Genomic DNA, 13,542 nt, shown 5'->3' with positions numbered 1-13,542 from the left:
TTCGCCCTTAAACAGTTTTCTGTCATTCTGAGGAACGAAGAATCTCTGAGACACCATACACTGGACCTCTATCGCAATACCGATTATCAAGTTTGAAGTTTTTCTGCTGGGGATTCTTCGTTCCTCAGAATGACAAGCAGATTTAAGCAAAAAAGTGCCTGGAAATTCCAGGCACTTTTTTATTCAAAATAAAATATTTTTTATTTCTTAAAAGCATTCCAACCCTGTGCTTTCAGTTCATGCACATTATTAGATTTTGAAATCATTTTACAGCCTGAGTTTTTATCGGTTACGTGTCCAATTACCGTAATATCTACATCATGTTTTAGTTTTTTATAGTCATCCTGGCTGATGGTGAACAATAATTCATAATCTTCGCCACCGCTTAATGCACAAACCGTTGGATCTATGCCTAATTCACGGGCAGTTTCGTAAGTCATTGGGTCTAAAGGAATTTTCTCTTCGTAAATTGTAATTCCTTTATCGCTTTCCGTAGCAAGGTGTAAAATTTCAGAAGCCAAACCATCAGAAACATCAATCATTGAAGTTGGTTTTATACCCATATCATCCAACAGCGCTACAATATCCATTCTGGCTTCTGGTTTCAATTGTCTTTCAATGATATAATCTTTTCCCTCCAGATCAGGCTGAATCTGAGGATTTTCAAGGTAAATTAATTTTTCACGTTCTAAAATTTGCAGGCCAACATAAGCACCACCTAAATCTCCCGAAACGCAAAGCAAATCATTTTCCCGGGCACCACTTCTGTATACCACTTTATCTGCGTCCGCATAGCCGATACTCGTTATACTGATGACCAAACCTTGTTTACTCGATGAGGTATCCCCTCCAATTAAATCGATGTTGAATTTGTTGCAGGCTAATTCAATTCCTTTATATATTTCTTCTACAGCCTCTAAAGGAAATTTACTTGATAGGCCAATGGAAACTGTAATTTGACTTGCAGAACCATTCATCGCATAAATATCACTTAAATTTACCTGTACAGCTTTGTAACCCAAGTGCATTAAAGGCACATAAGCCAAATCAAAATGGATTCCTTCTAATAGTAAATCAGTAGAAATTAAGATTTGCTTGCCTTTAGCATCTAAAACGGCCGCATCATCGCCAATACCTTTAACAGAATAATCATTTTTAATTTTGAAATTGGTTGTCAGGTGTTTAATTAACCCAAATTCTCCCAATTCATTTATATCTGTGCGTTCTTTATTTTCAAACATAAGTTTTTCTAATTTAGAGGCGAAGCCTTCGATTTTTTATTTTTAATACCTCTACTATTCTGAGGAAAGAAGAATCTATTATTACAATTTCCTTTTCTTATCAGATCCTTCCGTTGTCAGGATGACAATATTATTTATTTAACATCCAATTTTTTCCTTCTGTAAACCTGGCAATTAACATCGCTGCAACATTATCGCCTGTTGCATTTAAAAGCGTGGCCATCGGATCAACCAAAGTACCAATAATCATTGCAGGCGGTAAAGCTTCCGGTGGCAACTGATAAGCAGAAATCATCAATAATTCGCCGATATAACCCCCATTAGGAATTCCGCCTTCAACAATACTGACCAAAACAGTAATGCCTAAAGCAAGTATAATGGTATCTACTTGAACCAAATCTTTACCAAAAATGGCGAAAACGACAGCAATTTTTATAATGGAACTAATGCTTGATCCGTCTTTATGTAAAGTTGATCCCAGCGGAATCGTAACATTGGCAATATAAGCAGGAACACCCATTTTTGCTGCTCCATCTAAATTAGCCGGAATAGTTGCAATACTGCTGCAAGTTCCTACTGAAGTTAAAGAAGGTACAATATTATTTTTCCAGAATATTTTTATGGCTTTAAAACCTCCTGATATAAAAGCATATAAGGTAAAAAATACAACGAAATAAAAAGCACCAACTCCATAATATAAACCCAGTGCTTTTGCATAGGTATCAAACAACTGCGGACCAAAAACACCTACCTGATAGGCAAAATAAGCACCCAAACCAATTGGTCCTAATTTCATAATCAGGATAATGAGTTTTTTCATCACTTCATTTCCAGATGCCAAAAACTTTTTGAAAGGTTCACCTTCTTCACCTGCATAAAGTGTAGAAAAACCAACTAAAACTGAAAAAATAATCAGTGCCAGCATGTTTTTTCTACTCCCGATTTCAAAAAACTCTCCTACGGTTAAAAGTTGAGTCATTTGTTCTCCTACAGATTGAATTTTTTCAGTTTCTGCAGGCAATGGACTTGATGATAATTGCTGATGAATCGGAAAAATCCAGGTTGCTACTATCGTTAAAAATGCTGATATTAAGATGGTTGATAAAAAAACCATCACCATAATCATCATTAATCTTCCTAATTTTTTGGAGCGGTCTATATTGGCAATAGCCGAAGAAACCGCAAAAAATACCAAAGGAATAACAGCGGTAAACAATAGATTTAAAAATATATCGCCTAAAGGTTTTATACTTTCAATCTTATTTCCAAAAATTAAACCTGCTATACTCCCGACAGTTATACCTGCTAAAAGCCATAACAAGCCTGAATAATTTTTAAGAATATTGTTTTTTTCCATTCTTTATATAATTTCGTCGTTCCTTCATTCTTCGTAGTGACGATCTTTTTAATTACAAACCTAACTCTGCCGAAATATCCAGCATTCTTTGAATTGGTTTACGTGCCTGATCAATAATATGTTCTGGTACAGTTACTTCCGGCAATCCATTTTTAATACATAAATACAATTTTTCGAGTGTATTTCTTTTCATATAAGGGCAATCGTTACAAGCACAGCTATTATTTGGCGGTGCCGGAATGAATGTTTTTGTTGGATTTGCCTTCTCCATCTGGTGAATAATTCCACTTTCTGTAGCCACAATAAATTCTGTAGCCGGATCATTAATGGTGTATTTAAGCAAGCCGGTTGTAGAACCTATATAATCTGCCATTTTCAAAACCACTTCCTCACATTCCGGATGTGCAATAAATTTAGCCTTCGGATGACGTTCTTTAAGCTTCGTAATTTTCTCCTGAGAAAAAATTTCATGTACCATACAGGCACCATTCCAAAGGACCAAATCACGACCTGTTTTTTTGGCTACATAAGCACCCAAATTCCGGTCAGGGCCAAAAATAATTTTCTGATCTTTAGGTAAACTTTCTACAATTTGAACCGCATTGGTGCTGGTACACACAATATCGCTTAAAGCCTTTAACTCGGCTGTACAATTTACGTAAGTAATAACCAGGTGATCAGGATATTTTTCTTTAAATTTCTTAAATAAATGGGGTGGACAGCTGTCGGCCAACGAGCATCCAGCTTTAACATCTGGTAATAAAACCTTTTTATTTGGGGATAAAATCTTAGCTGTTTCTGCCATAAAGTGCACACCAGCAAATACAATTACCTCGGCATCCGTTTTTGCAGCCTCTTGTGATAAGCCTAAACTATCGCCAATATAATCTGCAATATCCTGTATATCAGGTTCCTGATAATAGTGTGCCAATATAATTGCATTCTTTTCCTTTTTGAGTTTTTCTATTTCCGCAAAAAGATCAAGTGTTGGATCAATTTCTTCTTCTACAAATCCCTTGATATTTATTTCTGCTAAGGTATCCATGTTCATTTTAAAAATATTTCTTCTATTGTTTTTGAAGCTGGTTCAAAGATAGGAGTTTCAACAGTTCAATAATTAATAAGTATTTTAATTAAATAAATCTTTAATGTTTATTAGTGTGTTAGTTTTGTTGGCAAGTTTCAAAAAAAAGTTCTTTTAAATAAGTTGTTAATTGTTTACTAACATTCAGATGATATTTAATTAATATTATAAATCTGATTTTCAGCTATATTGAAAAACCGTATAAAACTTGCCAATACTCTAATGTTAATTGTTTGTAACCTGCCAAAAAGTTAATTACTTGTACAAAGGTGCTCAAAAATTGGTGAAAAGATTGTGGCAAATTGTCTTTTTAGCTTAGCTTTAAACATTCAAATTTAGTTGTTATAATAATTTAGACATAAAGTTAACATTATTAACAGAGTTGTTAACAGGGTTTATAATTAAAGGTTTTTATTGATGAGAAAAGTAGATTTCCTGGTAATTGGTTCAGGTATAGCAGGTTTAAGTTTTGCGCTTAAGGCTGCAAAGTTTGGTAAGGTTTTAATTGTTACCAAATCTAATGAGGACGAATCCAATACAAAATATGCCCAAGGTGGTGTTGCTGTAGTTGTAGATAAAGGAGATTCTTTTGAGAAACATATCGAAGATACTTTGATTGCTGGTGACGGTTTATGCGATGAAAAAATTGTAGAAATTGTTGTAAAAGAGGGACCTAAACGTATCCAGGAGATTATTGACTACGGAATAAATTTCGATAAAGACAACTCAGGTTTCTATGATTTAGCCAAAGAAGGAGGTCATTCAGAACACCGTGTTTTGCACTATAAAGACATTACAGGGTATGAGATTGAGCGTGTTTTGTTAAAGGAAATTCACGAAAATGAGAACATAGAGATATTAACACATTACTTTGCACTAGAGTTAATTACCCAGCATCACCTGGGTGAGTTTGTTGATAAACGTACCGAAGATATTAACTGTTACGGTATATATGCCTTTAACACAGAGCTTAACGATGTTGAAAAGATTGTGGCAAATGTTACGGTTATGGCTTCAGGAGGTGCCGGACATGTGTATTCGGCCACTACAAATCCGGTAATTGCAACTGGTGATGGAATGGCAATGGTTTATCGTGCAAAAGGAAAAGTTAGAAATATGGAGTTTATTCAGTTCCATCCAACGGCTTTACACCATCCTGGAGAGTATCCTTCTTTCTTAATTTCTGAAGCAGTTCGTGGTTTTGGAGGAGTACTTCGCCGTAAAAACGGGGAAGAATTTATGCAGGAATATGATGAAAGGAAATCATTAGCGCCAAGAGATATTGTGGCCCGGGCGGTAGATGCGGAAATGAAAAAGTCTGGCGATGATTTTGTTTATCTTGATATTACCATGCGTAGCAAGGCAGATATTTTAAAGCATTTTCCGAATATATATGCAAAATGTTTATCGATTGGAATAGATATGACCAAAGATTTTATTCCGGTAACACCTGCTTCTCACTATATGTGCGGCGGTGTGCTGGTTGATGAATATGGACGTTCTTCTATCAAAAATTTATATGCTTGTGGCGAATGCTCTTCAACAGGTTTACATGGTGCTAACCGATTGGCTTCTAACTCTTTATTGGAAGCAACTGTTTTTGCACACCGTATTTTCCAGGATGCTATTGAGAATTTTAAAGATAATGTAATACCTGAAAATATACCAGAATGGGATACACATGGGGTTACACAGAGTAATGAAGACATTTTAGTTACCCATAATTTACGAGAAACGCAGAAAATAATGAGTGATTACGTTGGCATTGTCCGTTCTGATTTTAGGCTGGAAAGGGCGCATGGACGTTTATTTCTGTTGTATCAGGAAACAGAAGAATTTTATAAAATGAATAAAGTATCTGTTAAGCTTTGCGAACTTAGGAATGTAATACAAGTGGCCTATCTGGTTATAAAATCCGCCATTCAACGTAAAGAAAGCAGGGGGTTACATTATACAACGGATTATCCAAATCATGCTGAAGAATTGGTAGATACTGTTTTTTAACGGCTAATCTTTTAAATATTTCTTTTTAATAAATAAACTATAATCATTCTTCTGAAATCAATTCAGAAAATATAATCTTAATACTATGCCTTTAATACTTCCGGTAAAAGGAAAACTTCCAGCAATTGGAAAAGATAATTTTATTGCAGAAAATGCGACAATCGTTGGTGATGTTGTAATGGGCAATAATTGTTCTGTTTGGTTTAATGCCGTGATTAGAGGCGACGTAAATGCCATTACCATTGGAAATGAATCTAATATACAAGATGGTGCAGTAATTCATGCAACGTACTTAAAAGCATCTACGCACATTGGTAATCGTGTTTCAGTTGGGCACAATGCAATTGTACATGGTTGTATAGTAGAAGATAATGTGTTAATTGGGATGGGTGCCATTGTAATGGACCACGCTATTATTGAACCCTATTGCATTATTGCTGCAGGAGCAGTTGTTTTAGAAAATACAATCTGCGAAAGTGGTTATTTATATGCAGGAACACCTGCAAAAAAAATAAAGCCCATTACTGAAGAGCAAAGGGCTTTATTAAATAAATTGCCTGATAATTATATAATGTATTCGGGCTGGTTTACTAATCCTTAATCGAGTTTAAAGAGCAGGGGGAGGTATAACTAATTTCTCCTCTCTTTCCCAATTTGCCCTTAGCGACATTTCTGTAGTTGAATACCATATTTTTTCTGGCTGTACGCCATTTTTAACATTTCCGGTATCCCATATTCCATTTTTATTGTCATCATAAACCACTCTAACCATGTATTTTCCGGCAGGGTAATTGGCAAAGTTTATGGTAGAATTTCGATTAATCACAGACGATTTAATCGGAAGTTTCTTTTCATTTATAAATTCAACAATATAACTTTTAGTGGTATCAGGAACTTCTATTTTTAAAGATAAGGTACCATAACTATCGGCTGTTTCCAGTTTAAAGGTTTTCTTAAATTCTTTATTTTTAACATTAAAAATGGCGGTAAAAGCACCAGGGGCAAAGCTAAGTTCGTAAGTTCTTTTTTGTTTCCATGGAAATTTTACGTGGTATTTTAAAAAATCGATGCTGTCTTTTACCAGTTCAAAATTGGTTCTTTTTACAGAATCCTCCAATAAAGTAACTTTTGTTGCATCAGCAGCAGTGATTGGAAAACCAAAGGTTAAAGTATAAGATTGAAAAGGATTTAATTTACCGTTGGTTAAATTATCAGATGCTATAAGATCTCTGGTATAAGTATCTTTTTTAGCCCGTGTAAAATTAACAGTTTGTAAAACTTTACCCTGATCCTGAATGGCAACTTTTACAGAATCGAAACTCAAATCATTAAGCCAAACTTTAGCCGTGTCGTTGGTTTTATTAAAGAAAACCTTTTTGTCTGCATCAACTGCCGGCGGATCTGTAACAGTCAGTTTCGGGCTTTTTAATTGCTGGTTAAAAGTTAATAAAATGCTGCCGTCGTTATTCAGCCTTCTTTCTATTACCCTAAATTCAGGTGCAAGTTCTTTAAATGTTTCCAGATTAACATTTTCCATATTTTTTTCCAGAGTTAAAGGTTCTTTTTGAAAACCAATTTCGTCTGAAATCTGCTGGTATATTTTGTCACCACCACCACTGGCTTCCTTAACTGCATAAATTTTATACTTGCCTTTTCTTAAATTATTCAACTTATAATTACCAGAGCTGTCTGTTAAGGTATAAATAGATGGACGTTTTTTTCCAAATAAGGTATCTTTTTCAAGGGGCAGAATAAATACAGTTACTTCTTTCTCTACTTCTGCAGTTAATGCACTTGTTACTTTTCCGCTTATTGTTAAAGAATCAATTTCTGGTCCGGTAGAAAATACATAAGATAAATTTTTAACCACATTGTTTTCATTAACATCAGCAATTGATTTACCAAAGTTTAAAGTATAGGTAGTATTTTTTTCTAAAGAATCCTGTAAAGTAATTTCTAATCTTTTTTGACGCTTTTTTAAAAGTGGCGCTCTTTCCTGATCCGGAGAAATTGAAAACTCTTTAAATTCATCTTTGATGTTAAAGTATTCATCAAATTCAATTACAATTTTTTTGTCCTTAAAATTCAACGTTTGATTTTTAGGAGTCATACTCAAAATTTTGGGAGGCGTGGTATCTTTTGGTCCGCCCTGGGGCGTTTGGATACTTGCACAAGCAGAAAGTAGGAGCAGGGTGATTACAACTACAAAATTAACAGGGCTAAAATACTGGTGTCTTAAATTTGGCATTTTTTAAACGTTCTGTTTAATTTTTATTGTTTTTTGAATAATATGATTAAAAAATATTTTTTCTTTCTTAAATCGCTTTATTTTAAGTCAATTAATAAATGTTTAAAATACTGATTATCAGCTACTTATTAATATATATCATTAAAACCGAAATATCTGAAGGTGAAACACCTGAAATTCTGGATGCCTGACCTAAAGTACGCGGTTTTATTTTAAATAATTTTTCTCGGGCTTCTTTTGAAATGGAAACAATTTTATTATAGTCAAAATCGGGATTGATTTCTTTGTCTTCCATTCTCATCATTTTATCTACGATCTCATTTTCCTTTTCAAAATAGCTTTCGTATTTAATTTTTATTTCAGCTTGCTCTATCGTTTCTTTATCTAATGTTGAAGTTTTTTCAGCCAGTGGTTTGCTCACTTTGATTAAATCTAAAAGACCTACCTGCGGACGGCTAACCAAACTGTGCAATTTTACATTTTGATTTAATTCACTTGATCCTAAACTTTCAAGCATTGGATTTGCGTCTGCCATTTCTATACCCTGTGTTCTGGTAAATTTAACTAATGCATCTGCATTCGCTATTTTTTGATTCACTTTTTCTAAACGTTCATCACTAATTAATCCCAATTGATGGCCAATAGGAGATAAGCGAATATCAGCATTATCCTGTCTTAATAATAACCTGTGCTCCGCTCTTGAAGTAAACATGCGATAAGGTTCTTCAGTACCTTTAGTAACTAAATCATCAATTAATACGCCGATATAACTTTCTGATCTTTTCATGATCAGTTCGTGTTTATCATTTATTTTTTGATGCGCATTTATACCTGCCATGAATCCCTGGCAAGCGGCTTCTTCATAACCAGTAGTCCCATTAATCTGACCTGCTAAGAATAAATTATTAATTAATTTAGTTTCTAAGGTTAAAGATAATTGGGTAGGTGGAAAGAAATCGTATTCAATGGCATAACCCGGCCTGAACATTTTTGCCTGTTCAAATCCTGGAATTTGTCTTAATGCTTTAAATTGTACATCCTCAGGTAAGGAAGTAGAAAAACCGTTTACATAAATTTCACAAGTATTCCATCCTTCAGGTTCTACAAAAATCTGATGTCTGTCACGCTCCGCGAAACGATTAATTTTATCTTCAATTGATGGACAATATCTCGGGCCTAATCCTTTAATGCGACCTGTAAACATTGGAGATTTTTCGAAGCCTTCTTTCAAAGTTTCGTGCACCTCACTGTTGGTATAGGTAATCCAGCAACAACGTTGATCGGTTGGTAATTCGGTATCGGTAAAAGAGAATTTACCACGATCCTGATCACCCCATTGTTCATCCATTTTGGTATAATCCAAACTTCTTCCATCTACACGGGGTGGGGTACCGGTTTTCATTCGGCCAGCTTCCATCCCTAATTCTACCAGTTGTTCGGTAATACCTGTTGATGATCTTTCTGCTGTACGGCCTCCACCAAATTTCTTTTCTCCTATATGAATTATTCCATTAAGAAATGTTCCGTTGGTTAGTACCACAGCTTTACTCTCTATTTCAATACCCAGCGATGTTTTTACACCATATACGGTATCATCTTTTACTAGTAAGCCTACCACGTTATCCTGCCACAGATCTAAATTTGGAGTTCTTTCTAAAGCTAAACGCCATTCTTCAGCAAAACGCATTCTATCAATTTGTGCCCTTGGGCTCCACATCGCAGGGCCTTTAGATTGATTAAGCATTCTGAATTGAATGGTTGTTTTATCTGAAATAATACCAGAATATCCACCCAGGGCATCTACCTCACGAACGATTTGTCCTTTGGCAACACCGCCCATAGCCGGGTTACAACTCATCTGAGCAATGGTGCCCATATTCATTGTAATTAATAAAACAGATGAGCCCAGGTTAGCAGCGGCAGCAGCAGCTTCACAGCCCGCATGTCCGGCACCAACTACAATTAAATCGTATTTTGAAAACATTTTCTTTAATTCCTTAATTGTTCCACGTGAAACAATTTGTTTTTTGTTGTAATTATTTAATCAAATTCTAATGTTTCACGTGAAACATAAACGTGAAAACAGGTTTAGAATTGTTAATCTTTTTATTCAGATAGTTCCAGCCAGCGTAATGTATATTCATCCAGTTCGGCTTTTAAAGAGTCAATTTCTTTTGTCACTTCCTGAATCTTAATATAATCGGCAGCATCAATTTTAATTAAACTTTCTGTTAAAGCCGCTATCTTTTCTTCTATTAAAGCCATTGACTTTTCACTATCCTCTAATTCTTTTTGCTCCTTGAAACTTAATTTTTTTACAGCTTTAACCGGAGCTTCAACAGCGAGGGCGGGAGCCTTTTTTGTTTCAACCTTAACCTTTGGCTGATCTAAACTAATCCGGTATTCCGAATAATTTCCATTGTATATTTTAACCACCCCTTCGCCTTCCATAATGAAAAGCTGGTCACTCATTTTATCAAGCAAGTACCTGTCGTGAGAAACCAACATTAAAACGCCCGGAAAATTCTCTAAAAATTCTTCCAAAACATTTAAGGTGTCAATATCTAAATCGTTGGTCGGTTCATCCAAAATTAAGAAGTTCGGATTCTGCATTAACACTTTCATTAAGTGTAAACGTTTCTTTTCTCCTCCACTTAATTTCTCTACCATACCATGTTGTTTCTTGGGCGGAAAGAGAAATAAGGTTAGTAATTGAGAGGCGGTAATGATTGAACCATCTGCCATTTTTATGTACTCGGCATCTGATTTTACAATATCAATTACTCTTTCTTTCGGATCGAAAGTTAAACCACCCTGTTTGTAATATCCAAAAACAGTCGTTTCACCGGTTTCTACTTTACCACCATCGGGTACTAAATGACTTGTAATAATATTTAATAAAGTAGATTTTCCAGTTCCGTTTTTTCCGGCAAGACCAATTCTATCCGCTTTTTTAAAGGTGTAGCTAAAATCATTTATAATATTACGGCCATCAAAAGATTGTTTAACATGATCTAACTCAATAATCTTCCCACCTTGACGAGACATCTTAACTTTTAACGTAATACTCTGATTATCAGACTTTTTCTTTGATTTTTCTTCTAAATCATAAAAAGCATCAATCCTGGCCTGAGATTTTGTCGCACGAGCCTGTGGCATCCTGCGCATCCATTCTAATTCTTTCTTTAATAGCTGTTGGTTCTTATGTAAAACTGTTGCATCTGTGGCTTCCCTTTCAGCTTTCTTTTCTAAGAAGTAAGCATAATTTCCGTTGTAATTATAAATCTTACCCCGGTCTAATTCCACTATAGTATTGCAAACATTATCTAAAAAGTACCGGTCATGCGTAACCAGTAAAATGGTTTTTTGCCCGGTCGTTAATAATTTTTCTAACCATTCAATCGTATCAATATCCAAATGATTGGTTGGCTCATCCAGTACTAAAATCTCCGGATCTTCAATTAAAAGTTTAGCAAGGGCCAAACGTTTCTTTTGTCCACCGGAAAGGGTTGATATTTTTTGCTGCAAACGGGTAATGCCCATTCTGCTTAAAATGGTTTTAATCTCATGCTCATATTCCCATGCATTGTGTTCGCTTAATTCTTCGTATAAACGATTAAGCGATCTTTCATCGGGATTAGGATCTTCAATTAACTCCTCATATTCTTTAATTAACTGTTGTTGTTTGTTTTCTAAAGAAAATATAAAATCACTTATAGAATCGCCTTCATTAAATTGAGGGTCCTGATCTAAAAAGCCAATTTTAACGGCTTTATTTTTTACAATTTTACCTTCGAGGGGAGGGAATCTTTCGGCAAGTAATTTCAATAAGGTACTCTTACCCGCACCATTAATACCTACAAGCGCAACGCGTTGTCCGGAATTAATACCCAGGGTTAAATTTTTAAATAGCCATTCGTCATGGTAACCATGACCTAAGCCTTCTGCCGCAATTAAAGTGCTCAAAGTTTTTTGTGTTTCGGATTTTATAAAAGAAAATTATTGCAAAAGTAAGTATAAAATATTTGGATATAGAAACCCGGAAAACGCTTATTACAAATCAACTACTTTAAATAGACCTTAAAATAAGAAACAGCGGTAGGAATCGCTCCGCCGCTGTTCAATCATTAACTAAAACTAAACTTTATCTTTATATGGATTATTAGAATAAAGACTCTAATAAATCAACTTTTAAATCTTCGTAACGTGATGCATTGTAAGAATAAACCGGAGCAGTGCTTACATTGCTGTCAGCAGCAGAAAAATTATTCATATTTACTTTAGCAACCGTACCTAAAATGGCTGTATAACTATCTGTATAACCACTTAAACTTAAAGAAGCGCCGTTGTTAACTGTTGTATTTAAATTAACCGTGTTGGCATTAATATTGGCAGTGGCTAAATCGTGTAAGGCAACTTTTAAGCTAATCAGGTTAAAACTGCCACTTGTGCTTACACTGGAGGTATTTGAGGCCTCTATTGATGAAATGTTATTTACATGAGCAATAACTGTAAGCGGTTCTTTATTGAAAGAGCTAATGCGAAGCTCACCATCTTGTTGTTGTACCAAAGCATTTTTTGAGTAGTAGTTATCATAAACCATTACACTTTCCTTTGCATCCTGTACCAGGATTAATTTAACGTTGCCACTAATTTTGATTTTACTGATATTTTTTACTGAAGTTAAATTGGTATAATTTGAACGGGTTTCAGTTGCATTTGCTATCGTTGCAGAACTTAAAATGATTGTAGTTAAAGCTGCTGCGAATAATGTTTTAATAGAAGTTTTCATAACGGTATATTTTTAATTTTTTAAATCTTTTTGTTGTTGTTTTGAATATAAGACGTTGATTGACAGGAAACGTTTCAGCAGATTTGGCCGTATTATACCAGCTAGAGCTAATTATCGACGAACGCCCTTAACTATTAGACAAACAGGAAGGAAAAATTTAATCAGAAAGCAATTTCTGAAGAAATAATTGGAGAAAACAGTGCTTTTACTTCAATTTTTAAAAATTAATGTCATGCTGAGGCACGAAGCATGACACCAGATTCGATATTATTGCAGTTAAGAGAGGTATTTGTATAATTGGGTTTATTTAAGTCTGGCCAGATTTCGGTGGTAATCACATTAATCCAGCCTCGTTTCTATAAGCCAAATGCTCATCTTCTTTTTGAGTCATTAAGGTTTTTGCAGCTTTTCCTTTATCCTTGTAGCCGAGTAAGTGAAGGGTTCCGTGGATCATAATCCTGCAAACCTCATCAAAAGGAGTTGTTTTAAAAGTGGTGGCATTTTCTTTAACCCGGTCAATACTGATAAAAATATCACTTATAATTTGTTTTTCTTCTTCAGAATTGTCAAAAGTAATAATGTCTGTATAAGTATCGTGGTTTAAATATTGCTGATTAATACCCAGCAAATATTCGTCGCTGCAAAAAATGAAATTGAGTTCCTGTAATTGATAACCTTCTTTTTCTATGGAAGTTTTAAGCCATTTTCTGATTTTAATCTTTTGTGGCAGATTATAACTTATGTCTTCTGAGAAAAATTGTATTGCAGGCATATTGATCTATTTAAGCGCACAAATTTAGCAATTAATATTTTATG

The 13,542-nt window shown here is 34.7% G+C and carries 10 protein-coding genes; 2 read left to right on the top strand and 8 right to left on the bottom strand.

The genetic code is table 11. The annotated features are described in order from the left end of the window. Positions 1–200: 200 nt before the first annotated feature. The 3 genes from thiL to nadA all read right to left on the bottom strand — a co-directional run bounded on the left by thiL (position 201) and on the right by nadA (position 3,643). The gene (gene thiL, locus O0955_RS04190; RefSeq protein ID WP_269426267.1) at positions 201–1,241 is read right to left on the bottom strand and encodes a thiamine-phosphate kinase; all 1,041 of its coding nucleotides are present in this window, start codon (positions 1,239–1,241) and stop codon (positions 201–203) included. A gap of 130 nt (positions 1,242–1,371) precedes the next feature. After that, positions 1,372–2,598, bottom strand: a complete 1,227-nt coding sequence (locus O0955_RS04185; RefSeq protein ID WP_269426266.1) for a dicarboxylate/amino acid:cation symporter — start codon at positions 2,596–2,598, stop codon at positions 1,372–1,374. A gap of 52 nt (positions 2,599–2,650) precedes the next feature. Further along, positions 2,651–3,643 carry a quinolinate synthase NadA gene (gene nadA, locus O0955_RS04180; protein WP_269426265.1) on the bottom strand — a complete coding sequence of 331 codons (993 nt, stop codon included), beginning with the start codon at positions 3,641–3,643 and terminating at the stop codon, positions 2,651–2,653. Positions 3,644–4,099: 456 nt separating this feature from the next. Here nadA and nadB point away from each other — a divergent pair, with 456 nt between their 5' ends. Together nadB and O0955_RS04170 are read left to right on the top strand one after the other, a co-directional pair. Beyond that, the gene (gene nadB / locus O0955_RS04175; RefSeq protein ID WP_269426264.1) at positions 4,100–5,686 is read left to right on the top strand and encodes an L-aspartate oxidase; all 1,587 of its coding nucleotides are present in this window, start codon (positions 4,100–4,102) and stop codon (positions 5,684–5,686) included. 85 nt (positions 5,687–5,771) lie between these two features. Next, positions 5,772–6,287 (top strand): gamma carbonic anhydrase family protein, encoded by a 516-nt coding sequence (locus O0955_RS04170; protein WP_269426263.1) that lies wholly within the window; start codon positions 5,772–5,774, stop codon positions 6,285–6,287. A 6-nt stretch (positions 6,288–6,293) separates the two neighbouring features. Here the strand turns inward: O0955_RS04170 and O0955_RS04165 are convergent, their stop codons facing one another. The 5 genes from O0955_RS04165 to ybeY all read right to left on the bottom strand — a co-directional run bounded on the left by O0955_RS04165 (position 6,294) and on the right by ybeY (position 13,498). Continuing rightward, positions 6,294–7,934, bottom strand: coding sequence for an Ig-like domain-containing protein (locus O0955_RS04165; RefSeq protein ID WP_269426262.1), 1,641 nt, complete (start codon positions 7,932–7,934; stop codon positions 6,294–6,296). A 121-nt stretch (positions 7,935–8,055) separates the two neighbouring features. Continuing rightward, positions 8,056–9,918: a tRNA uridine-5-carboxymethylaminomethyl(34) synthesis enzyme MnmG gene (gene mnmG, locus O0955_RS04160; RefSeq protein ID WP_269426261.1), complete on the bottom strand. Its 1,863-nt coding sequence runs from the start codon at positions 9,916–9,918 to the stop codon at positions 8,056–8,058. 122 nt (positions 9,919–10,040) lie between these two features. Continuing rightward, on the bottom strand, positions 10,041–11,900 hold the full coding sequence (locus O0955_RS04155) for an ABC-F family ATP-binding cassette domain-containing protein (RefSeq protein WP_269426260.1): 1,860 nt from the start codon (positions 11,898–11,900) through the stop codon (positions 10,041–10,043). A gap of 196 nt (positions 11,901–12,096) precedes the next feature. Continuing rightward, the gene (locus tag O0955_RS04150; RefSeq protein WP_269426259.1) at positions 12,097–12,726 is read right to left on the bottom strand and encodes a GIN domain-containing protein; all 630 of its coding nucleotides are present in this window, start codon (positions 12,724–12,726) and stop codon (positions 12,097–12,099) included. A gap of 334 nt (positions 12,727–13,060) precedes the next feature. After that, positions 13,061–13,498, bottom strand: coding sequence for an rRNA maturation RNase YbeY (ybeY, locus tag O0955_RS04145; RefSeq protein WP_269426258.1), 438 nt, complete (start codon positions 13,496–13,498; stop codon positions 13,061–13,063). Between the last annotated feature and the right edge of the window lie 44 nt (positions 13,499–13,542).

It is taken from the genome of Pedobacter punctiformis, assembly GCF_027213715.1.
In the GTDB taxonomy this organism is placed as follows: domain Bacteria; phylum Bacteroidota; class Bacteroidia; order Sphingobacteriales; family Sphingobacteriaceae; genus Pedobacter; species Pedobacter punctiformis.
This window is presented reverse-complemented; position numbering and strand designations above follow the sequence as displayed.

Bases quoted from the DNA above. Each gene is read 5' to 3' on its own strand.
- thiL (WP_269426267.1), bottom strand. From the start codon at position 1,241: ATGTTTGAAAATAAAGAACGCACAGATATAAATGAATTGGGAGAATTT.
- O0955_RS04185 (WP_269426266.1), bottom strand. From the start codon at position 2,598: ATGGAAAAAAACAATATTCTTAAAAATTATTCAGGCTTGTTATGGCTT.
- nadA (WP_269426265.1), bottom strand. From the start codon at position 3,643: ATGGATACCTTAGCAGAAATAAATATCAAGGGATTTGTAGAAGAAGAA.
- nadB (WP_269426264.1), top strand. From the start codon at position 4,100: ATGAGAAAAGTAGATTTCCTGGTAATTGGTTCAGGTATAGCAGGTTTA.
- O0955_RS04170 (WP_269426263.1), top strand. From the start codon at position 5,772: ATGCCTTTAATACTTCCGGTAAAAGGAAAACTTCCAGCAATTGGAAAA.
- O0955_RS04165 (WP_269426262.1), bottom strand. From the start codon at position 7,934: ATGCCAAATTTAAGACACCAGTATTTTAGCCCTGTTAATTTTGTAGTT.
- mnmG (WP_269426261.1), bottom strand. From the start codon at position 9,918: ATGTTTTCAAAATACGATTTAATTGTAGTTGGTGCCGGACATGCGGGC.
- O0955_RS04150 (WP_269426259.1), bottom strand. From the start codon at position 12,726: ATGAAAACTTCTATTAAAACATTATTCGCAGCAGCTTTAACTACAATC.
- ybeY (WP_269426258.1), bottom strand. From the start codon at position 13,498: ATGCCTGCAATACAATTTTTCTCAGAAGACATAAGTTATAATCTGCCA.